The 21,580-nt window shown below is 56.4% G+C and carries 26 protein-coding genes; 5 read left to right on the top strand and 21 right to left on the bottom strand.

Features of this window, described 5'->3' with window-relative positions; genetic code table 11:
- From ABIE02_RS20945 to fkpA, 9 genes are all read right to left on the bottom strand, one after another.
- On the bottom strand, positions 1-176 hold a 176-nt coding region (locus tag ABIE02_RS20945; RefSeq protein WP_016831079.1), incomplete at its 3' end, for a GTP-binding protein.
- Between the two features lie 69 nt (positions 177-245).
- Complete coding sequence (gene fusA / locus ABIE02_RS20940) at positions 246-2,360, bottom strand: elongation factor G (RefSeq protein WP_032614724.1); 2,115 nt, start codon at positions 2,358-2,360, stop codon at positions 246-248.
- A gap of 96 nt (positions 2,361-2,456) precedes the next feature.
- Positions 2,457-2,927, bottom strand: a complete 471-nt coding sequence (gene rpsG / locus ABIE02_RS20935) for a 30S ribosomal protein S7 (protein ID WP_004106370.1) — start codon at positions 2,925-2,927, stop codon at positions 2,457-2,459.
- A 96-nt stretch (positions 2,928-3,023) separates the two neighbouring features.
- A complete protein-coding gene (gene rpsL, locus ABIE02_RS20930) occupies positions 3,024-3,398 on the bottom strand; it encodes a 30S ribosomal protein S12 (protein ID WP_003023654.1) in 375 nt (124 codons plus the stop codon).
- A gap of 124 nt (positions 3,399-3,522) precedes the next feature.
- A complete protein-coding gene (gene tusB, locus ABIE02_RS20925) occupies positions 3,523-3,810 on the bottom strand; it encodes a sulfurtransferase complex subunit TusB (RefSeq protein WP_077226876.1) in 288 nt (95 codons plus the stop codon).
- A 7-nt stretch (positions 3,811-3,817) separates the two neighbouring features.
- Positions 3,818-4,177: a sulfurtransferase complex subunit TusC gene (tusC, locus tag ABIE02_RS20920; protein ID WP_077226875.1), complete on the bottom strand. Its 360-nt coding sequence runs from the start codon at positions 4,175-4,177 to the stop codon at positions 3,818-3,820.
- Entirely contained in the window at positions 4,177-4,563 is a 387-nt protein-coding gene (gene tusD / locus ABIE02_RS20915) for a sulfurtransferase complex subunit TusD (protein ID WP_103793239.1), read from the bottom strand. The genes tusC and tusD overlap by 1 nt, the downstream gene beginning before the upstream one ends.
- The gene (locus tag ABIE02_RS20910; protein ID WP_032614730.1) at positions 4,563-5,285 is read right to left on the bottom strand and encodes a helix-turn-helix transcriptional regulator; all 723 of its coding nucleotides are present in this window, start codon (positions 5,283-5,285) and stop codon (positions 4,563-4,565) included. Before ABIE02_RS20910 ends, tusD begins: the two co-directional genes overlap by 1 nt.
- A gap of 163 nt (positions 5,286-5,448) precedes the next feature.
- Entirely contained in the window at positions 5,449-6,267 is an 819-nt protein-coding gene (gene fkpA / locus ABIE02_RS20905) for an FKBP-type peptidyl-prolyl cis-trans isomerase (protein ID WP_032614732.1), read from the bottom strand.
- Positions 6,268-6,503: 236 nt separating this feature from the next.
- Here fkpA and ABIE02_RS20900 point away from each other — a divergent pair, with 236 nt between their 5' ends.
- Positions 6,504-6,722 carry a protein SlyX gene (locus ABIE02_RS20900; RefSeq protein ID WP_032614734.1) on the top strand — a complete coding sequence of 73 codons (219 nt, stop codon included), beginning with the start codon at positions 6,504-6,506 and terminating at the stop codon, positions 6,720-6,722.
- A 53-nt stretch (positions 6,723-6,775) separates the two neighbouring features.
- Here ABIE02_RS20900 and slyD read toward each other — a convergent pair whose 3' ends face one another.
- The 4 genes from slyD to kefG all read right to left on the bottom strand — a co-directional run bounded on the left by slyD (position 6,776) and on the right by kefG (position 10,023).
- On the bottom strand, positions 6,776-7,360 hold the full coding sequence (slyD, locus tag ABIE02_RS20895; RefSeq protein WP_032614736.1) for a peptidylprolyl isomerase: 585 nt from the start codon (positions 7,358-7,360) through the stop codon (positions 6,776-6,778).
- A 94-nt stretch (positions 7,361-7,454) separates the two neighbouring features.
- The gene (locus ABIE02_RS20890; RefSeq protein WP_032614738.1) at positions 7,455-7,655 is read right to left on the bottom strand and encodes a YheV family putative zinc ribbon protein; all 201 of its coding nucleotides are present in this window, start codon (positions 7,653-7,655) and stop codon (positions 7,455-7,457) included.
- A gap of 11 nt (positions 7,656-7,666) precedes the next feature.
- Positions 7,667-9,472, bottom strand: coding sequence for a glutathione-regulated potassium-efflux system protein KefB (gene kefB / locus ABIE02_RS20885; RefSeq protein ID WP_059307070.1), 1,806 nt, complete (start codon positions 9,470-9,472; stop codon positions 7,667-7,669).
- Positions 9,472-10,023, bottom strand: coding sequence for a glutathione-regulated potassium-efflux system ancillary protein KefG (gene kefG, locus ABIE02_RS20880; protein ID WP_072250907.1), 552 nt, complete (start codon positions 10,021-10,023; stop codon positions 9,472-9,474). Before kefG ends, kefB begins: the two co-directional genes overlap by 1 nt.
- 124 nt (positions 10,024-10,147) lie before the next feature.
- On the opposite strand from kefG, the gene ABIE02_RS20875 reads away from it, so the two are divergent.
- Both ABIE02_RS20875 and ABIE02_RS20870 read left to right on the top strand, forming a co-directional pair.
- Positions 10,148-12,052, top strand: coding sequence for an ABC transporter ATP-binding protein (locus ABIE02_RS20875; protein ID WP_059307069.1), 1,905 nt, complete (start codon positions 10,148-10,150; stop codon positions 12,050-12,052).
- 15 nt (positions 12,053-12,067) lie between these two features.
- Positions 12,068-13,006: a LysR family transcriptional regulator gene (locus tag ABIE02_RS20870; protein WP_032614746.1), complete on the top strand. Its 939-nt coding sequence runs from the start codon at positions 12,068-12,070 to the stop codon at positions 13,004-13,006.
- Here the strand turns inward: ABIE02_RS20870 and mdcH are convergent.
- The 8 genes from mdcH to mdcA all read right to left on the bottom strand — a co-directional run bounded on the left by mdcH (position 12,996) and on the right by mdcA (position 20,047).
- Positions 12,996-13,892, bottom strand: coding sequence for a malonate decarboxylase subunit epsilon (gene mdcH, locus ABIE02_RS20865; RefSeq protein WP_059307068.1), 897 nt, complete (start codon positions 13,890-13,892; stop codon positions 12,996-12,998). The two genes, ABIE02_RS20870 and mdcH, sit on opposite strands and share 11 nt — an antisense overlap.
- Positions 13,892-14,509 (bottom strand): malonate decarboxylase holo-ACP synthase, encoded by a 618-nt coding sequence (locus tag ABIE02_RS20860; protein WP_144839892.1) that lies wholly within the window; start codon positions 14,507-14,509, stop codon positions 13,892-13,894. Before ABIE02_RS20860 ends, mdcH begins: the two co-directional genes overlap by 1 nt.
- Before the next feature lie 2 nt (positions 14,510-14,511).
- Positions 14,512-15,471, bottom strand: a complete 960-nt coding sequence (locus ABIE02_RS20855) for an AEC family transporter (protein WP_032614752.1) — start codon at positions 15,469-15,471, stop codon at positions 14,512-14,514.
- Positions 15,472-15,599: 128 nt separating this feature from the next.
- Complete coding sequence (mdcE, locus tag ABIE02_RS20850) at positions 15,600-16,400, bottom strand: biotin-independent malonate decarboxylase subunit gamma (protein WP_032614754.1); 801 nt, start codon at positions 16,398-16,400, stop codon at positions 15,600-15,602.
- Positions 16,400-17,233: a biotin-independent malonate decarboxylase subunit beta gene (locus ABIE02_RS20845; RefSeq protein ID WP_059307064.1), complete on the bottom strand. Its 834-nt coding sequence runs from the start codon at positions 17,231-17,233 to the stop codon at positions 16,400-16,402. The genes mdcE and ABIE02_RS20845 overlap by 1 nt, the downstream gene beginning before the upstream one ends.
- Positions 17,226-17,525, bottom strand: a complete 300-nt coding sequence (gene mdcC / locus ABIE02_RS20840) for a malonate decarboxylase acyl carrier protein (RefSeq protein WP_059307063.1) — start codon at positions 17,523-17,525, stop codon at positions 17,226-17,228. Before mdcC ends, ABIE02_RS20845 begins: the two co-directional genes overlap by 8 nt.
- 9 nt (positions 17,526-17,534) lie before the next feature.
- Complete coding sequence (locus ABIE02_RS20835; protein WP_144839894.1) at positions 17,535-18,392, bottom strand: triphosphoribosyl-dephospho-CoA synthase; 858 nt, start codon at positions 18,390-18,392, stop codon at positions 17,535-17,537.
- Positions 18,392-20,047, bottom strand: a complete 1,656-nt coding sequence (mdcA, locus tag ABIE02_RS20830; protein WP_032614760.1) for a malonate decarboxylase subunit alpha — start codon at positions 20,045-20,047, stop codon at positions 18,392-18,394. The genes ABIE02_RS20835 and mdcA overlap by 1 nt, the downstream gene beginning before the upstream one ends.
- A gap of 289 nt (positions 20,048-20,336) precedes the next feature.
- On the opposite strand from mdcA, the gene ABIE02_RS20825 reads away from it, so the two are divergent.
- The gene (locus ABIE02_RS20825; RefSeq protein ID WP_117386901.1) at positions 20,337-21,359 is read left to right on the top strand and encodes a hydrolase; all 1,023 of its coding nucleotides are present in this window, start codon (positions 20,337-20,339) and stop codon (positions 21,357-21,359) included.
- Complete coding sequence (locus ABIE02_RS20820; protein WP_032614764.1) at positions 21,356-21,574, top strand: YheU family protein; 219 nt, start codon at positions 21,356-21,358, stop codon at positions 21,572-21,574. The genes ABIE02_RS20825 and ABIE02_RS20820 overlap by 4 nt, the downstream gene beginning before the upstream one ends.
- The last annotated feature ends 6 nt before the right edge of the window (positions 21,575-21,580 follow it).

Raw genomic sequence — 21,580 nt, 5'->3', positions numbered from 1 at the left:
CGAGCTTTTTCTTCTGGTGCGTTATCGATCTGGTCGAATGCACGAGCAGAACCACCGTAGGTTTTTGCCAGAACGGTAGTGATTGCAGCGGTCAGAGTAGTTTTACCGTGGTCAACGTGGCCGATAGTACCAACGTTGACGTGCGGTTTTGTACGTTCAAATTTTTCTTTAGACACGGCTATATTCCTTACTATAGTGCTCTCCCCTTTGGAGAGAGCACGGGACTTAGGTTTTAATCCTGTGGATTATTTACCACGGGCTTCAATTACGGCCTGAGCAACGTTGTTCGGCGCATCATCATACTTCAGGAATTCCATGGTGTATGATGCACGACCTTTGGTCAGAGAACGCAGCTGAGTTGCATATCCGAACATTTCAGACAGCGGAACTTCAGCGTGGATCTTAACGCCAGTTACTTCAGATTCCTGACCACGCAGCATACCGCGACGACGGCTCAAGTCACCGATAACGTCACCGGTGTTCTCTTCAGGAGTTTCTACTTCAACCTTCATGATCGGCTCAAGCAGAACTGGTTTCGCTTTCTTAAAGCCTTCTTTAAAGGCGATAGAAGCAGCCAGTTTAAACGCCAGTTCAGAGGAGTCAACGTCATGGTAAGAACCGAAGTGCAGACGAACACCCATGTCTACTACCGGGTAACCAGCCAGTGGACCAGACTTCAGCTGCTCCTGGATGCCTTTATCAACGGCAGGGATGTATTCACCAGGAATCACACCACCTTTAATGTCGTTGATGAACTCGTAACCTTTCGGGTTAGAGCCTGGCTCCAGTGGGTACATGTCGATCACAACGTGACCATACTGACCACGACCACCGGACTGCTTAGCGTGTTTACCTTCAACATCGGAAACTTTCTGACGAATCGCTTCACGGTAAGCAACCTGAGGTTTACCTACGTTAGCTTCAACGTTGAATTCACGACGCATACGGTCAACGATGATGTCCAGGTGCAGTTCACCCATACCAGCGATGATGGTCTGGTTAGATTCTTCATCAGTCCATACGCGGAATGATGGGTCTTCTTTAGCCAGACGGCCCAGAGCCAGACCCATTTTTTCCTGGTCAGCTTTGGTTTTCGGCTCAACGGCGATAGAGATTACCGGCTCTGGGAACTCCATACGCTCCAGAATGATTGGGTGATCTGGGTTACACAGGGTGTCACCAGTAGTCACGTCTTTCAGACCGATAGCAGCAGCGATGTCGCCCGCACGAACTTCTTTGATCTCTTCACGTTTGTTCGCGTGCATCTGTACGATACGACCGAAACGCTCACGTGCAGCTTTCACGGAGTTCAGGATGGTGTCACCGGAGTTAACCACACCAGAGTACACACGGAAGAACGTCAGGTTACCTACGAACGGGTCGGTAGCGATTTTGAACGCCAGAGCAGCAAACGGCTCTTCATCACTTGCGTGACGCTCAGCCGGCGTGTCTTTACCGTCGTCCAGGATACCGTTGATCGCAGGAACGTCTACCGGGGATGGCAGGTAGTCAACTACTGCATCCAGCATCGCCTGAACACCTTTGTTCTTGAACGCAGAACCACAGGTTACCAGGATGATTTCGTTGTTCAGAACACGCTGACGCAGAGCTTTTTTGATCTCTTCTTCAGTCAGTTCTTCACCACCCAGGTATTTTTCCATCAGCTCTTCAGAAGCTTCCGCTGCGGACTCGATCAGGTTCTGGTGCCATTCGTCAGCCAGGTCCTGCATGTCTGCTGGGATATCTTCGTAGGTGAAGGTTACGCCTGCGTCTTCTTCGTTCCAGTTGATGGCTTTCATTTTCACCAGGTCGATTACGCCGGTGAAACCTTCTTCAGCACCAATTGCCAGCTGCAGCGGAACAGGGTTCGCGCCCAGACGGGATTTGATCTGACCAACAACTTTCAGGAAGTTAGCACCCATACGGTCCATTTTGTTAACGAACGCGATGCGCGGAACTTTGTATTTGTTTGCCTGACGCCATACGGTTTCAGACTGTGGCTGAACACCACCAACTGCGCAGTAAACCATTACCGCACCATCCAGAACACGCATGGAACGTTCTACTTCGATGGTGAAGTCAACGTGCCCCGGGGTGTCGATGATGTTTACGCGATGCGGTTCATACTGCTTAGCCATACCAGACCAGAATGCAGTAGTCGCTGCGGAGGTAATGGTAATACCACGCTCCTGCTCCTGCTCCATCCAGTCCATGGTAGCGGCGCCGTCGTGAACTTCACCGATTTTATGGTTTACACCGGTGTAGAACAGAATACGTTCGGTAGTAGTGGTTTTACCGGCGTCGATGTGCGCACTGATACCAATGTTACGGTAGCGTGCGATGGGTGTTGTACGAGCCATTTGATTCCTCGTTTATCTTTTTAGGCGTTCAGTTAAGTAACCCAAAGCGGGCTGCTTCGCTGAAGCGCCCGCCTGGTGACTAATACTCCGAAGGGATTACCAACGGTAGTGTGCGAACGCCTTGTTGGCTTCTGCCATACGGTGAACGTCTTCACGTTTCTTAACTGCAGTACCTTTGTTGTCTGCAGCATCAGAAAGTTCGTTCGCCAGACGCAGAGCCATGGATTTATCACCGCGTTTACGAGCAGCTTCAACGATCCAACGCATTGCCAGAGCATTACGACGAACCGGACGAACTTCAACTGGAACCTGATAAGTAGAACCACCAACGCGGCGGGACTTAACTTCTACAGTCGGGCGAACGTTGTCGAGAGCGACTTCGAAAGCTTCCAGTTCATTTTTACCAGAACGCTGAGCCAGGGTCTCAAGCGCGCTGTATACGATTGCTTCTGCAGTAGATTTTTTACCATCTACCATCAGGATATTTACAAATTTTGCCAGCAGTTCTGATCCGAATTTCGGATCTGGAAGAATTTTACGCTGACCAATGACGCGACGACGTGGCATGGGAATACTCCGTTGTTAATTCAGGATTGTCCAAAACTCTAAGAGTTTAGTGTGACATTAAGATAAATCAGTTTGGCCTTACTTAACGGAGAACCATTAAGCCTTAGGACGTTTCACGCCGTACTTAGAGCGAGATTGCTTACGGTCTTTAACGCCGGAGCAGTCAAGCGCACCACGAACGGTGTGGTAACGAACACCCGGAAGGTCTTTTACACGACCGCCACGGATCAGGATCACGGAGTGTTCCTGCAGGTTGTGACCTTCACCACCGATGTAGGAAGTCACTTCAAAACCGTTAGTCAAACGCACACGGCAGACTTTACGCAGTGCGGAGTTTGGTTTTTTAGGAGTGGTGGTATACACACGAGTACATACACCACGTTTCTGCGGGCAGGCTTCCAGCGCAGGCACGTTGCTTTTTGCAACTTTGCGAGCGCGTGGTTTGCGTACCAGCTGGTTAACTGTTGCCATTAAATAGCTCCTGGTTTTAGCTTTTGCTTCGTAAACACGTAATAAAACGACCTCATACAATATGAGGACGCGAAATTTTAGGGCTACGTCGAAAAGGTGTCAAGAAATATACAGCGATCTCACATCACCAGTTCATTTGGCCAGCGTGCTGGACAACCAGATTAACGAAATCAGTATAGCTAACCACGTCAATACTGGCTGAAATTTGACCAGCCAGGCCGCGAGCCTCGATGTCATCTTTAAGCGCAGAGACAGAGATGGGGGCATTATTGAGAAGATCAACAAAGCGACTGCCCTCTACCGCCGCCAGAACGCCATCCTGGATAAGCAGCAGGGCGTCGCCTTCACGCACCATTCTTAACAGACTTTCGATGTCGCAGTGCCAGGGAGAGTGGCTCAGAGTATGGAGCATGACGGCCTCAGAATGTCAGGATAGTGTCGAACCGGGAGAGATGTTCACGCAGTACCTCTGGCTCCACCACCGTGGCGTCGAGAACAAAGGGCGTGTTTTCATTCAGACCGCGCGCCTGCAGGGAGGCGGCACAAACGTAAAACGTCTCTATGTCATACAGCGGCAGAACTTTAAAGGTCGCGATGTAGTCACGCGCCAGCACGACTTGCGGCTGCTGGCCGGTAAGCAGCTGGAACACGCCGTCGCCGATAAAAAATACGCCGATCTCTTCCGTCAGTGCTGAAGTCGCCAGTAACGCATCCAGCCCTTCCCTTCCGGCGGCACTGCCATGCGGAGCAGAGGAAAAAACAAAAGCCACGCGGTTCATCAGAATTGCACCATTCGGTCGCAGGTTAATGCGGCTTGGGCCAGCGCCCCGAGGCCACTCAGTGAAAAGCCGTCATTAAGGTTGGCAGTTGGCAGGCCCAGGCGCTGTGCTTCGTTCGCATCGCTTACGCCACGACGGAGCGCCGCCGCCACACAGATGTGCAGAGCAACCCCGTGCTGCTGGTTTAGCGATTGCCATGCACGCACCAGATCAAACTCATCAGAGGCAGGAGACGTCAGTTGGTTGGCGTTATAGACACCTTCCCGATAAAAAAAGACGCTGACCAGCTCGTGTCCGGCGGCAAGCAGCGCGCGCGCAAATTGCAACGCACTGCTGGCCTGCTGCGTACCGTAAGCCGGGCCTGTCACCATTAACGCGAAACGCATTACTTCTCGTGCCCCAGGAAATCGCCGCTTTTAAACTGACGGATATAGAGATACACCGTGTGTTTAGAGATATTGAGACGATCCGCTACCTGGTTAATCGCATCTTTGATATCAAAAATGCCTTTCTCGTAGAGGTTAAGCACGATCTGGCGATTCTTGGCATTGTTGGACACATTGCGATCGGCATTGACTTCTTCGATGGTGAATTCCAGCGTCTGGGTGACGAGGTCTTCAACCGAGGAGGCAAAGTTAACAGAAGATCCAACATCCGGTGTTTCTGGCGGAATAAAGGTGTTCATGATCTGGGAGAACGGCACATCGAGATTCATATTGATGCACAGCAAGCCAATCACCCGATGATCGCGGTTGCGGATGGCAATCGTCACGGACTTCATCAGGACACCGCTCTTCGCGCGGGTGAAATAACATTTTGAGACGCTGCTGTCCGCACCGGTCATGTCGTGCAGCATACGCAGTGCAAGGTCGGTGATTGGCGAGCCAATTTTACGGCCAGTATGCTCACCATTGGCAATGCGGATGGCAGAACATTTCAGATCTTGCAGGGAGTGCAATACGATTTCGCAGTGGGACCCAATGAGCATCGCTAACCCGTCCACTACCGCTTCGTAGGATTTCAGAATATCGAAATCGGTCTGATCGAAAGGACGCTGATCCAGCAAATCAAGTTCGCTGGTTTCGTTGGTTAAAAGCGACCTGGTCATGAAAAAAACACTCCTTTTCAGGAGCCTGTCGGTAAGTTTTCAGGGCAGGCTCATTATTTACACGGGCAACTAAATTAATACAGCGTAGTTAGCGCTTCCAGTGTTAATTATATCTGCACCATAATAAAAAACCGCCGCTTCAGGGGCGGCGGTTGTTACCGATTTACTTCTTGGTGGCTTCTGCTGACGCTTCTGGCTTCGCGTCCGGCTTAGCATCCGCTTTCGGCGCTGGCTTAATGTCCAGCAGCTCTACATCGAATACCAGCGTGGAGTTAGCCGGGATACCCGGGACGCCAGTTTTGCCGTAGGCCAGATCCGGTGGGATGACCAGCTTGATTTTACCGCCTTTCTTGATGTTCTTCAGGCCTTCAGTCCAGCCCGGGATAACACCATCCAGACGGAAGGAGAGCGGCTCACCACGGGTGTAAGAGTTATCGAACTCTTTACCGTCAGTCAGGGTACCTTTGTAGTTCACAACTACGGTATCGCTGTCTTTCGGCGCGTCGCCGGTACCTTCTTTCTCTACTTTGTAGACCAGGCCAGTAGCAGAGGTTTTCGCGCCTTTCTCTTTAGCGAAAGCGTCACGGTAAGCTTTACCCTTCGTTTCGTTCTCGGTCGCGTCTTTCTCCATCTTCTCCTGCGCTGCGCCTTTCACGCGCGCTTCGAAAGCCTGCAGAGTTTGCTCGATTTCCTGGTCTGACAGTTTGCTCTTATCAGCAAAGGCATCCTGAACACCGGCGATCAGTTGCGCCTGATCCAGTTTGATGCCCAGTTTTTCTTGCTCTTTCAGAGAGTTTTCCATGTAACGGCCCAGAGATGCGCCCAGTGCGTAGGCTGATTTCTGGTCGTCATTTTTGAACGCCGCATTGCTGTTAGCAGTCGCAGCAGGCTTTGCTGCAGTATCGGCAGCGAAAGTCAGCGGCGCATGCAGAGCGACGGCCATCGTGGTCGCCAGCAGCGTTACTTTAAACAGTGATTTCATCCATTTCTCCAGGGCCGGGGACTCTCACCCCGTATTAAGCGTAAATGAGAAGCGTACTATAAAACGTTGAGGAACAAATCTACAGGTAGACGCCTCTGATTAGCACCACATTTCAGACTATTTTTGTTTAAATTAGTTTCTTAGCGCAGGGATGTTTACTGCGCGTGAGGATAATCTCGGGTAAAATCCGCCGCCGCAAGCCCCGGACGGGCTAAACAAGACCAACGAGGTGAATCATGCAGGATAACGATATGGAAGCACGACTGGCTGAACTTGAAAGCCGACTGGCTTTTCAGGAGATCACCATCGATGAGCTAAATCAGACCGTAACGGCCCACGAGCTGGAAATGGCCAAACTGCGGGATCTGCTGCGTCTGTTAACCGAAAAAGTGAAAGCGTCGCAGTCATCGCACATTGCGTCACAGTCAGAAGAGACGCCGCCGCCTCACTATTGAGACGTAAAAAAAGCGGGATTAATCCCGCTTTTTTGTGCCTGAAGCCGTGAAGCTTAGTGGCAACCGCAACCGCCATTACCGCAACCACCTTTACCGTGGTCGTGACCATGGTCGTGATCGTGGCCGTGACCGCCGCAGCAACCATCGTGACCGTGATCGTGGTCATGGCCGTGCGCACCGTGAACGTGGCCGTGAGCCAGCTCTTCTTCGGTGGCTTCGCGGATTGCAACCACTTCAACGTTGAACTTGAGGTTCTGGCCAGCCAGCATGTGGTTGCCATCAACCACAACGTGGTCATCTTCAACTTCAGTGATTTCTACTGGAACCGGACCCTGGTCAGTTTCAGCCAGGAAACGCATGCCAACCTGCAGTTCGTCAACGCCCATGAACACGTCTTTAGGAACGCGCTGCACCAGGTTGTCATCGTACTGACCGTAAGCGTCGTTTGCGCCTACAGCAACGTCAAATTTGTCGCCAACTTCGTGACCGTCCAGCGCGTTTTCCAGACCGGAAATCAGGGAACCGTGACCGTGCAGGTAGTCCAGCGGCGCACTCACCGGAGACTCATCAACCAACACACCGTCTTCTGTACGTACCTGATAGGCCAGGCTGACCACCAGGTCTTTTGCTACTTTCATGATATCTCCTGAGCGTGGGAAAATTGCTGGCGCAGATTGTAACGGAAATCTGCACCCGTGTACCCTTTAGCTTAAAAAAACTCAGGGCATATCGCTAGTCGGGATGAAAAATCCCTATCACTTGCTCTTCTTTGCGAACATGCTCGCGAACCTCTTTATCCGCTTCACGCATCTGGTGTCCGCACTTAACACACTCAACAATATCGATATTATTCTCTCGCCACATGGCCAGAGTATCCTGAGCCTGACAGGCCGGGCATTTCGCACCGGCGATAAAGCGTTTACGTACCGCCATTCTCTACCTCGTTATTCAAATTCATCCCAGCCGTCCAGCTGCCGACGCTCCTGCTGCATCTCACGCTGGAAGATCTCTTCCAGCTCGCGGCGCGCTTCCCGCACCCGGGAAATTTGCACCGTGTCGGTATGCACCGGCATCAACTCGCGCAGCATCATCATATCCAGACGGCGAAAATGTAACTGCGCGCGCTGGGCCTGATGCGGATGCATACCCAGCGTCACTAACGTTTTGCGCCCCAGCTCCAGCGCACTAGAGAAGGTCTCACGGGTAAATTGCGTTACCCCGGCCTGGAGCAGCTCATGTGCCTCTACACGCCCGCGCGCTCGCGCCAGGATATGCAGATGCGGAAAATGCTGCTGGCAGATCTGCACCAGCTTCATGGTGTCTTCCGGCTCATTACAGGTGATAACAATCGACTCCGCTGCTTCTGCCCCGGCCGACCGCAGGAGTTCCACCTGAGTGGCATCACCGTAATAGACCTTGTAACCGTACTTGCGCATCAGGTTAACCGCGCTGATATCACGCTCCAGCACCGTCACGCGCATTTTATTCGCCATCAGCAGGCGGCCAATCACCTGCCCAAAGCGCCCGAAGCCCACCACAATGACCTGCGGTTTATCATCATCCACCCAGGGCGCTTCATGTTCATCTTCCGGTGCATTCAGGCGTCGGGAAAGCCGCTTATCGATCAGCTTCATTAACAACGGTGTGGTCATCATTGACAGCGTGACGGTCACCAGCAGCAGCGCCATCTGGTCATGCTGGAACAATCTCTGGGACGATGCTGTGGAGAAGAGCACAAAAGCGAACTCTCCCCCCTGGCTCAGCACCCCGGCAAGCTGCGCACGCTCCGGGTAACGCAGACCGTATACCCGCGCCAGCACGTACAGCACCAGCATTTTGACGGCGATCAGCACCGCAACGCCCAGCAATACGGCCAGGATATGGGTGTAAAGCACGCCAAGATTCAAGGCCATGCCAACCGAGATGAAGAACAGCCCTAACAGCAACCCCTTAAACGGGTCGATGGCAATTTCCAGCTCGTGCCGGTACTCACTTTCCGCCAGCAGTACGCCGGCAATAAAGGTTCCCAGCGCCATCGATAGCCCCAGCGCATCCATAAACAGCGCCGAACCCAGCACCAGCAGCAGCGTGGCGGCGGTAAACACTTCCCTCACCCCGGACGCCGCAATAAAGCGGAACACCGGACGCAGCAGATAACGTCCGCCCACCAGCATGCCGCCAAAGGCCAGCACCTTCATGCCGATTTTCATCCAGTCGAAATGCTCGTCGCCTGATCCCGCCAACAGCGGAACCAGGGCCAGCGCCGGGATCACCGCCAGATCCTGAAACAGCAGCACGGAGAAACCCAGCTGCCCCGTTTCGTTGCGGTTCATGCCTTTGTCGCGCATCAGCTGTAACGCCATGGCGGTTGAGGACATCGCCAGCCCAATCCCGCCAACCACCGCCGCCTGCCAGGAGAACTGAGCCAGCATCAGCAGGCCGCCGAGGATCACCGAACTACCGATAACCTGGGCAGCACCCACGCCGAAGATGGAACGCCGTAGCTGCCAGAGCTTTGCCGGGTTCAGCTCCAGGCCGATAATAAACATCAGAAAGACGACACCCAGCTCCGAGAAGTGCAGGATTTCGTCCACATCACTGATAAACCCCAGCCCCCAGGGGCCAATGGCGATACCCGCCAGCAGATAGCCGAGCACCGCGCCAATACCCAGTCGCGAAGCCAGCGGCACCGCCACCACGGCGGCGAGCAGAAACAGCACGCCCGCCAGCAACAGATCGGAACCCTCCATCAGTGGCCTCCCGTCAGATTGGGTGCAGCCAGCCAGTCACCGTAGGCTTTGGCATGGCTGGCCAGCTCATCCTGATGCTGCCGACGCGCCCAGTAGATAATGATCGGACTTAGCCAGTGCATGTGGCACATGGCCGCCGTCAGCTCGAACGGGCGCAGGATATCGTTCATCGAATAGCGGTTAAGCCCATCGTGACGATACGCACTCTCCGGCTCGCCGGTAGTAATAACGTTCCGCCAGTACTTTCCCGCCAGCTGGTTTCCTCCCACCCCACTGGCAAAGCCCCGGCTCAGCACGCGGTCCAGCCACTCTTTCAGCAGCGCCGGGCAGCTGTAGGTATAAAGCGGATGCTGGAACACAATGACGTCGTGCTCGCGCAGCAGCGCCTGCTCATAAGGGATGTCGATAAAAAAATCGGGGTAGTGCGCGTAGAGATCGTGCACCGTTACATTACTGAGCCGTAATGCCGGCTGGAGCAAAACCCGGTTAGCGACCGAGTCCTGAGACTCTGGATGGGCATACAGCAGCAGCACTTTTGCTGTCTGGGACATCATTCCTCTCCCGGGTCGTCATCACTGTTATTTTGGGCTACCATGGCACACCCACGCGGCGCGTGGCGGCACATTTAACCTGATTATAATGACAACTTAACATAGTCGGAACATACGGCGCTCTATGATTGTTTTCTCCTCATTACAAATTCGTCGCGGCGTACGCGTCCTGCTGGACAACGCTACAGCCACCATTAACCCGGGCCAGAAAGTAGGCCTGGTGGGCAAAAACGGCTGCGGTAAATCCACGTTACTGTCATTGCTGAAAAACGAGATCAGTGCCGACGGCGGTAACTTTACCTACCCTGGCAACTGGCAGTTGGCTTGGGTGAACCAGGAGACGCCCGCGCTGAGCGTACCGGCAATGGACTATGTTATTGACGGCGACCGGGAGTACCGCAAACTGGAAGCTGAACTTAATGCCGCCAACGAACGCAACGATGGCCACGCGATTGCCACCGTCCACGGCAAACTCGACGCCATCGACGCCTGGACTATCCGCTCCCGCGCCTCCACGCTTCTGCACGGTCTGGGTTTCAGCAATGAACAGCTGGAACGTCCGGTTAGCGACTTCTCCGGTGGCTGGCGCATGCGTCTTAACCTGGCCCAGGCGCTGATCTGCCGCTCCGATCTGCTGCTGCTCGATGAACCGACTAACCACCTCGATCTGGATGCCGTCATCTGGCTGGAGAAGTGGCTGAAGAGCTATCAGGGCACGCTGATCCTGATCTCTCACGACCGTGACTTCCTCGACCCGGTGGTAGACAAAATTATTCATATCGAACAGGAGTCGATGTTCGAATACACCGGCAACTACAGCTCGTTTGAGCGCCAGCGCGCGGTGCGACTCTCCCAGCAGCAGGCGATGTACGAAAGCCAGCAGCAGCGGGTGGCGCATCTGCAAAGCTTTGTCGATCGCTTCAAGGCCAAAGCCTCCAAAGCCAAACAGGCCCAGAGCCGTATCAAGATGCTGGAACGTATGGAGATGATTGCCCCGGCACACGTCGACAACCCGTTCCACTTTAGCTTCCGGGCGCCGGAAAGCCTGCCTAACCCTCTGCTGAAGATGGAAAAGGTCAGCGCTGGTTATGGTGACCGCATCATTCTTGATTCCATTAAGCTCAACCTGGTTCCGGGTTCCCGTATCGGTCTGCTCGGGCGCAACGGTGCCGGTAAATCCACCCTCATTAAGCTACTGGCGGGTGAACTGGCCCCGGTCCGCGGCGATATTGGTCTGGCGAAGGGCATTAAGCTGGGCTACTTCGCCCAGCATCAGCTGGAATATTTACGCGCGGATGAATCGCCGCTGCAGCACCTGGCGCGTCTGGCACCACAGGAGATGGAGCAGAAGCTGCGCGACTACCTGGGTGGCTTCGGCTTCCAGGGCGATAAAGTGACCGAGAATACCGGGCGCTTCTCCGGCGGCGAAAAAGCGCGTCTGGTGCTGGCCCTCATCGTCTGGCAGCGTCCGAACCTGCTGCTGCTCGATGAACCAACTAACCACCTGGATCTGGACATGCGCCAGGCCCTGACCGAAGCCTTAATCGAATTCGAAGGCGCGCTGGTGGTGGTCTCGCACGACCGGCACCTGCTGCGTTCCACCACTGACGATCTTTATCTGGTGCACGACAGCAAAGTGGAGCCTTTCGACGGCGATCTGGAAGATTACCAGCAGTGGCTGAGCGACGTGCAGAAGCAGGAAAGCCAGCCTGCGGAAGGGGCCAAAGATAACGCCAACAGCGCCCAGGCGCGTAAAGACCAGAAGCGACGCGACGCGGAGCTGCGCACGCAAACCCAGCCGCTGCGTAAAGAGATCACCCGTCTGGAAAAAGAGATGGAGAAGCTCAACGCCACGCTTGAGGCCGTAGAAGAGAAGCTGGGCGACAGCGGTCTGTATGACCAGTCGCGCAAAGCCGAGCTAACCGAGTGCCTGCAAATACAGGCCAAAACCAAATCCAGCCTTGAAGAGTGTGAAATGGCCTGGCTGGACGCGCAGGAACAGCTCGAAGGGATGCTCCAGAGCGACTGACCCGGTGGAGGGGCGATGATACCTGACCTGACCAGCGAAATTACATTTCGCAAACTTAGCATCTTCATGACATTTATGGAGACGGGCAATATTGCCCGTGCTGCTGAGGTGCTGAACCTCAGTGGGGTCAGCGTCCATCGCGCCTTGCATACCCTGGAAGAGAACGTTCGCTGTCCGCTGTTCACGCACAAAGGCCGTAATCTGATTGCCCTGCCCGCTGCCTGGACGCTGCTTGAGTACTGCCAGGAGGTGATGCAGGTCATGGAGCGCGGGCTGGAAGAGGCGCGCAAAACGGCCGGCGTTGGTCAGGGCCGTCTGCGGGTTGGGACGCTCTACTCCCTGACGCTCGAGACGGTTCCGCAGTTAATTATGGGCATGAAGCTGCGCCGCCCGGATCTGGAGATGGATCTCACCATGGGATCCAACGAGACTCTGTTACACATGCTGGATGAAGGCTCGCTGGATGCCATTCTCATCTCCCTCTCTGAAAGCGAAATTGACCGCAATCACCTCGAAGTGCTGCCCTTGTTCCACGACGATATCTTTCTTGCCGCTCCCGCCTCGGCGCAGCTGAATACCGAAGCGCTGGCGGATTTACGCGACTATAAAAATCAGAAATTCGTGGCTCTCGCCGAGGGCTTTGCCACCTACGCCGGGTTTCAGGAGGCGTTTCATATCGCCGGATTCGAGCCGGAGATCGTCACCCGGGTGAATGATATTTTCTCGATGCTGAGCCTGGTGCAGGCGGGTGTCGGCTTTACGCTGATGCCGGGCAGGATGAAGAAAGTGTATGAAAACTCGGTGCAGCTGTTGAAGCTGGCGCAGCCGTATCAGATGCAACAGCTGATCGCCATCGTCTTTGCCCGCAACCGCGAGCAGGATCCAGGCCTGCGGGCGCTGGCGGCGGAAGGCCGCATGTACGCCCGCCGCCTTGAGCAGAACGCTAATCCTTAAGACGCCGCGCCAAATGCACCGCGACATCAATCCCGCTTCGTTCCAGAGAGACTGACTCCCCTTCCCAGGCCGCCTGACGCGTTAAGCAGGTCAATATGCCGCCGGGCGGCATCTCAATAGCCAGCCGCGCTTCACGCTCGTTAGCAGCAATCACCGCCTCCTGCCAGCGTACGGTGCGGGCCATATTCATCGCCAGATCGTCGGCGATCTTCTCCGGCTGCCACAGCACGCGGCCGGTGCTGCCGCTCAGGTATGCGCAGCGGGGACGAGAGAGCGTGACCCGGCTGAACGCCTCGACAAGTTTTTGCGCCGGTTCCGCCAGCAGCGCGCAGTGCGACGGCACGCTGACCGTCAGTCGTTTGGCTTTGTTCGCCCCTTTCGCCAGCGCACGCTCGGCGACCTGCGCCATGCCGTCATCGGCACCGGCGATCACAATCTGCGTTTCGGCGTTCAGGTTGGCGATATAGGTGCCGGTACCTTCGATAAGCTGTTCCACTTGCGGCAGGGTCAAGCCCATAATCGCCGTCAGGCCATAGCCGTGCGGATAGGCCTGCTCCATCAGGTCGCCACGCAGCGCGACCAGCCTAAGCGCGTCGGTGAAGTCCAGCGCGCCCGCAATAACCGCCGCCGGGTATGCGCCAATGGACAGCCCGCTGACGATATCCGGCGTCACGCCGCGTCGCTCAAGCTCGCGCGCCCAGGCGACACCGGCTATCAGTAGCGAAAGCTGCACCGCGCGGGTATGGGATAACGAAGCTGCGCTATCCAGCGTATCAACCTCCGCTCCCAACACCTCGCGCGCCTGCGCCAGTTCAGTGCCCGGCAGGTTTTGCAGCATGCCTTCATGCTGTGTGCCCTGCCCCGGAAAAGTAAACAGTATTTTCATCACGCCTCCCTGTGCCACGGGTCCGTCACCAGACGTGGCCCGCGGCGGGTTTTCAGCAGCGTTTTGCCGTCGCGCAGCCATTCCGCCAGCGCAAAGCCGCCCTCGGGCGTATCCACCTGCGTGTCTGCCCGGCACAGCGCGCGGCTAAGCTGGGCTTGCCAGGCGGCAAACGCGTCGGGGGAGACTGGGTGCGGAGCGCGGATCAGCAGGTCGAGATCGCTGTCGGCATGGATAACCGGAATGCCGGTCGCCAGCGCGTAGCCTGTGCTGCCGGTAATGCCCCACGCCCACGGCCACGGCTGCTGAGAAAGTTGCAGCGCCACCTGAACGGGTGGCTGCGTCACAAAGGGTGAGCGTAGCAGCTCGGCCGTTACGCTCAGCGATTCGGGCGAAACCACGCGCGTTACGCGTTCTGGCTTCACCCATCCGGCCGCCCGCTGGTCGCGGCGCAATCCGCGCACGCCAACGGGGATACGGCCTTCGCTATCAACATCACGCCGCACCACCACCGGCAATCCGGTGTGCCAGACCGCATCCACCCAGGATTCGGTGATGCCTTCCAGCGCGTCACGCGCGGTGAGCCAGATTAAGTCGTGCGGGCGTAATGTTGTGGTCATGATTACATTCCTGAAGTCAGCGAGATAAACAGCGGCAGCGACAGGATACACAGGACGGAGCTTAACAGCAGCACGGCTTCTGCATCCGGGGACTGTACGCCAAAGCGGTTACCAAACACGACGCCAAAGAAACCGGCAGACAGGGCAATCATCAGGATCGCGGTGATCGCTACCGAACCGTGCAGACCGAAGATTAAAACGATACCCCAGGCAATCGCAGGCTGGATCAGCAGCTTGGCAATGGTAGAGGTGATCACCATGGTGTTGATCTGCAGCTTACGTGCCGACAGAATCACCCCGGTCAGGAACAGCGCCGCCGCAGTGGCGGACAGCCCCAGCGGTTTAATCGCCGCGAGAACCAGATCCGGCATTTTGATGCCAATCGCTGACAAAATCACACCCAGCAGCGGGCCCATCACGATAGGTTTTTTAATCGAGCGCCACATCAGTACCGGCAGCATAGAGAGCGTTGAGCCGGAGTTATTCCCTTCGGCGCGCGCTTTTTCACGCTCCAGAATCAGCAGACAGAACGGCGTCATCAGTACGGAACCACAGGCAATGGAGACCGCCACCGAGAGCGAGGTCGCCGGGCTTTCGCCCAACACGCTGCCCAGAATCGGCAGGCCCAGCGCGGCATAGTTTGGCAGCGCCACGGTCAGGGTCAGCACGGCGGCGTCCTGTGGGGATTTTTTAAAGACTTTGGTGGCGAGGAAGTAGATTGCCGCGTAGGTGATCCACATCGCCAGGGTCAGGACCAGAATCAGCGGCGACTGGGCAATGATACCTGTCCAGGGCGTTTGCACCGTGGCGCTGAAGAGCGCGGCGGGCAGCGCAAAATCCATCACAAAGATATTAAGCAGAGACACATTTTTGTTATCCACCATTTTCGCTTTACCGGCCCAGAAGCCGAGCAGCATGATGACAAAAATGGGGGCAAGGGCATGAACAATCACATAAGTCATAAATCACCTGTAAAAAAGAAGTTTAAGCACTGACGCGATGGTTATTATTTTCAGGATGCAGGTTCCCGCGTGGGCGCAACGGGTGCGCCCACGGGCATGCATCTGGCAGGTCTTTTATTTTTTCGGTATTACCAGCTGGCGCGCATACGTTCGCGTACCAGAGCAGAGCTATGACGGTTGTCGGCACCCAGACGGCTTTTCAGCGTCGGATCGCGGCGAGCGTCATCAATGGCCTGTTGCAGGGTGGTTTTCACCAGCGCCAGATCGAGGGATGAAGGGGCGTCCGGGTTGCTGATATCCAGCAGGTTTTCCAGCAGTCCCAGTGTCGCGTAGTTACTGATGTCATACGCCATGGGCGGGATCGTTGCCGCCAGCTTTTCCAGCGCATCGACAGTACGAAGCGTGATGCGCGCGGCAGACTCTTTGCCCATCGCGTGGATTAACACGCCCTGGTCGTTAAAGGCGATCAGCCGGTTGGCCTGATAGCCGTGGGCCAGAAACGCCCCGGACATCGCTTTACCGACGATAAGGCCAATCACCGGATGGCCCGCCAGCCGCGCGTTAGCATAGGCTGCAGCGGCACCGGCCAGCGCCTGGTGAATACCAAACCCCTCTTCACGACGGCCATAAGCCTGACTCGGCACGTCGATCACCGCCACAATCGGGCGTTTAACCGGTTTGTCAGCATCGGCCGCGACGGTTTCACTCACCACTTTGGCCAGCGTCCAGCCTTCCAGCAGACCGACTTCACCTCGCGCCGCACGCGGATAGTGGTTGTTCGCATCAGGTACTACGGCGACAAAGCGCACCGCTTCGCCATTCAGCTCGCCGTCCGCCGCCTGAACCGACGGGCAAAGCCCTTCCAGACGGCTGGCATTTGGAGCAAGGGTTTCCAGCCACAGCGCACCACGGCTAATTGAAGTACTCATCATTTCACCTCCCGGGCAAAGAGCGCGTGAATCTGTTCGGTATCCGCCTGTTTGCGGGTGTCGAAGTGGGTCAGGCGTTCGAGATACCAGTCGTAATTATCGGTGCGGTGTTTTGCCGGCACGCCTTTCGCAATCGCGTCGTTCATCGCCGCTTTTACCGCGTTCACACCGTCGCCCACCAGCGCATCGACCAGTCCGCTTTCATAGCGGATTTCGCCCCCGGTCATGCTCCAGATAAACGGACGGTCGCGGGAGTCGTACTCTTCAATACCCGCCTCCTGCTCGATAACCTGCGGGCCGTTCAGCCCCAGACGCGCTTCACGGGTGACGATAAGATAGCTGCACAGCGCTGCCGCAATGGACATCCCGCCGAAGCAGCCGACGGTACCGGCCACAATGCCGATGACCGGGGTATAACGGCGCAGGTCGACAATCGCGGCGTGAATATCGGCAATCGCCGCCAGACCGAGGTTCGCCTCCTGCAAACGAACGCCGCCGGTTTCCAGGCTCAATACCGCCTGGGTTGGAATGCCGTTGCGGTTATCTTCCGCCGCCAGCTCCAGCGCCGCCGCCATTTTGGCACCTGAAACTTCGCCCATGCTGCCGCCCTGGAACGCACCTTCGATGGCGACCACGACCGCGGGTTTACCGTTGATGGTGCCTTTTGCCACCACCATGCCGTCATCGGCCTGCGGCACAATTCCCTGTGGCCCCAGCCACGGAGACATAATCCCTTCAAAGGGATCCAGCAGTTCGCGATAGCTGCCCTCGTCGAGCAGGGCCTGCGCACGCTGGCGAGCTTTTAATTCGATAAAGCTGCTGTCATCACGCATGGCTCACCCCCTCAAAGACTTGTTCGATACGAATGCGTGCCACGCCCGGCGTGGCGCCGAAGTCGTGGATGGTCAGTTTGCCCGCCGGCAGGCTGCTGACGGTCTGCAATCTGTTGAACAGCGCATCCCAACGGCTACGGCTGTTATCGACGGAGGTGGTGATGTCAATCGCCAGCGTCTGGCCCTGGTCGGCGGTGAATAACACCTCCATATCCCCGGAGCCAACAACGCCTGCCAGCGCTTTGCCGCTAAGGGTACGGCTGGCAGGCAGAGTTAATGTAATTTTTTCCATAACATCCTCTTAATTCGCTAAATAAGGCGTCTCAATGCGGTCAAGGAACAGCGTGGCGGCCAGCAGGTCGGCCGCGCCGCCCGGTGAGGCATTGAGCAAGAGCATTTGTTTGTCTAATACGGCTAAGATGCGTTGCCCTTCAGGGTGAGCGGTGCCGCCAGCGGCTAACACCGCGCGGGCGCCGCTCTGCATGGCGTCCAGCCCCGCCATACCGGCGCGGGAGAGCACGCAGGTATCGGTGAGAGAGGCCATGATCGCCATCAATGCATCGAGCCGGGCATGGGCTTCTGTACCGCCATTGAGTCGGCTCAGGCGAAGCTGTGGCAGTGCCCGCTGCATAATGTGCGGAAACGCCTGCTGCGCCTCTTCGCGCGCGCCTGGCACCCGATAACGGTGCGTGGCGCGCAGCCCTTTGCTGAACACTTTCGGGGCGGCATCATCCGGCAGTTTCGCCAGCTGCGCGGCGGTATCGGCTACCGCCCGGGCTTTCCCATTGCCGCCGAGCATCGCCACGGCGCTGACTAATAATCCCAGCGCCCAGATAGCGCCACGGTGGGTATTCACCCCGCCGGTAGCGGCCATCATCTGCTGCTCACCTTCGCGCCCCAGCCGACCCACGGTCTGCCGTAGCGCGATATCGGCCGGACGCTGCCAGCTTTGCAGCGCCAGCGCCTGAAACGTGGGGGTCAGGCTGTGCGCCGAACGCTCCATCAGAGCGAGGGATAAATCGTGATGCGCGCCGTTCCCCCGGCTGTCCACCAGACCGGGTTTCGGGCTTAGTCGCGCTTCGTCAATCAGACACTGCGTGGCGGTTCGCGCCAGCCATTCGGCACCGCCTTCAACCTGGATCCGGGGGAGAAGTTTCATTACCAGCTCCTGAATTTCGCAGGTGGGTTGTACAGACCGCCCGACCATTCCACCAGGTCGGACACGCTGCCCGCCGCCAGCAGAGAGCGAGTGGCGTCAGTGCGGCGGATCCCCATATCTTCCGGGTAAACCACTTTGCCGCTCTGGCGCAGCTCCGCGACACGTTTGGCGTCCACACCCAGACCGATATCGGTAATACCCGCGACGGCCGCGACCATGGCACGACGCTCCTCAAGATCTTTTGCGCGGTAGAGGTAAGCAATCCCCTCCTCTGTCAGCACGTGGGTAACGTCATCGCCATAGATCATCACGGGTGCCAGCGGCATACCGGAGGCTTTCGCCACGTCAACGGCGTCGAGTTTTTCCACAAAGGTCGGTTTCACACCTGCCTGGAAGGTTTCGACCATCTGCACCACCAGCTTTTTACCGCGCTGCATAGGATCGGGTTCAGTGATCATGTTCAGCCAGGCCGGGGTGGCATGGCGACGACCGTGCGGGTCATGCCCCATGTTTGGCGCGCCGCCGAAGCCGGAAAGACGACCGCGGGTGACGGTTGAGGAGTTGGCATAGCCATCAACCTGGAGCGTTGAACCAATGAACATATCCACCGCGTACTGGCCTGCCAGCTGGCAGAAGGCGCGGTTAGAGCGCATGGAGCCGTCGGCACCGGTAAAGAAGATGTCAGGGCGGGCTCGAATGTACTCTTCCATACCCAGCTCACCGCCGAAGCAGTGCACGCTCTCCACCCAACCGCTTTCGATAGCCGGGATCAGCGTTGGATGCGGGTTCAGGGTCCAGTGTTTACAGATTTTGCCTTTCAGGCCGAGCTGTTCACCGTAGGTAGGCAGCAGGAGTTCAATGGCGGCGGTGTTGAAGCCGATACCGTGGTTCAGCGACTGGACCTGGTGTTCTGCATAGATGCCTTTGATGGCCATCATCGCCATCAGGATATGTTCCTGCTTAATCAGACGCGGGTCACGGGTGAACAGCGGTTCGATAAAGAACGGCTTGTCAGCCACTACCACGAAATCAATCCAGGAGCCGGGAATATCCACGCGCGGCAGATCGCACTCGTCGTCCACCAGCTCGTTCACCTGCGCGATGACGATGCCGTCGTGGAAGGCGGCGGCTTCGACCAGCGCCGGGGTGTCCTCGGTACTGGCACCGGTATAGAGGTTCCCTTTACGGTCCGCTTTAAAACCGGCAATCAGCGCCACGTTTGGCGACAGATCAACATACAGGCGGGAGTAAAGCTCGATGTAGGTGTGGATGGCACCAATCTCCAGCTGCCCGTCTTCCAGCAGCTGCGAAATACGCAGGCTTTGCGTACCGGAGAAAGAGAAGTCGAGTTTGCGGGCGATGCCCTTCTCAAAAATATCCAGATGCTCGCTACGACCGACGCTCGGCATAATCATATGCAGGTCGTGAACGATTTGCGGGTTCACTTCGGCGAGCATTCGTGAAAGAAAATCTGCCTGCTTTTGGTTATTCCCTTCCAGTACTACTTTGTCGCCTGGGGCGATCAGTTTTTCCAGCATGGCGACAAGGTCGCCTGTTGGCAGTACCTTGCCCTGCACCGGGACGGAAGCCAGGCGGCGCGCTTTTTCAGTGCGACGCGTATTCCAGCTCCGGGCTGGCGTTTGCCCTGATAACATTGTTAACCTCCTGATTCAGCACATCTTTAGATTTGCTTAACGCTGAGTTAAGTGTGCTCTCTGGTGATAAAGCCATCAATTAAGCCTGGAACAGAATCGTTAGCCTGAGAGTAATAATGAAGGTGACGAAACGTGATCAGGATCATTACCTGCAGTTAAACAACAGACTATGGGCAGGAAAAAGGGGTGTCGCGAGGGGGAGGAATCTCAGGCCCGCGTCTGTTTTTATAAACAGGAGCCGATTCGGAAGGTATAGTGAACGATTGAGAAGAATTAACATCACATCGTTATGACGCAGACAATTCCATCCGAATTTAACTTTACGCCCGACGAGAGCGCGACTTTTGTCCCCATGCGGGGCGTGTCGAATCGACACCTGCAGACCATGCTGCCGCGCCTCATCCGCCGTAAAGTGCTTTTTACCCCCGTCTGGCAGCGCCTTGACCTGCCGGATGATGATTTTGTTGATTTAGCCTGGAGTGAAGATCCGCTGCAGGCACAGCACAAACCCCGGCTGGTGGTCTTTCATGGTCTGGAGGGCAGTCTGCACAGCCCCTACGCTCACGGCCTGATTCAGGCGGCGAAAGCGCGTGGCTGGCTGGGCGTAGTGATGCACTTCAGAGGATGCAGCGGTGAACCCAATCGCCAGAAACGCATCTACCACTCCGGCGAAACGGAAGATGGCACCTGGTTCCTGCGCTGGCTGGCAGAGACCCACGGCCCGGCCCCGACGGCGGCAGTGGGCTATTCGCTGGGAGGAAACATGCTCGCCTGCCTGCTGGCAAAAGAGGGTGACACGGTTCCACTGGATGCCGCCGCCATTGTCTCCGCCCCCTTTATGCTGGAGCACTGCAGCTATCATATGGATAAGGGCTTCTCGCGCGTTTATCAGCGCTATCTGCTGAACTTGCTCAAAGCCAATGCCGCACGCAAACTAAAAGCTTACCCGGATACGCTGCCGGTCAGTCTGCGACAGCTGAAGAAAGTGCGTCGCCTGCGCGAGTTTGACGATCTGATCACCGCCAAAATTCACGGTTTTGCCGATGCTATTGACTACTATCGCCAGTGCAGCGCCATGCCGTTGCTGAGTAAGATCACCAAACCGGTGCTGATTATTCATGCTAAAGACGATCCTTTTATGGATCATCATTCGATACCCGCGCAGGAATTTTTGCCCGCGAACGTGCAGTATCAGCTGACCGAACATGGCGGGCACGTGGGCTTTGTCGGCGGCACGCTACGTCGTCCGAAGATGTGGCTGGAAACGCGTATCCCGGACTGGCTGACCACATACCTGGAACCGATAAGATGATTATTCCCTGGCAAGATCTGGCTCCCGAAACGCTGGATAATCTGATTGAAAGCTTTGTGTTACGCGAAGGCACCGATTATGGTGAACAGGAACGCTCGCTTGAGCAGAAGGTGGCCGATATCAGGCGCCAGCTGCAAAGCGGTGAGGTGCTGGTGGTATGGTCAGAGCTGCACGAAACCGTCAACATCATGCCTCGCAATCAATTTCGCGGTTAACCGCGA

The sequence above is a fragment of the Leclercia sp. 1548 genome (assembly GCF_050435045.1).
In the GTDB taxonomy this organism is placed as follows: Bacteria; Pseudomonadota; Gammaproteobacteria; order Enterobacterales; family Enterobacteriaceae; genus Enterobacter; species Enterobacter adecarboxylatus.
Note: the sequence above shows the minus strand (reverse complement) of the source record. Positions and strands in the feature narration are given on the sequence as shown.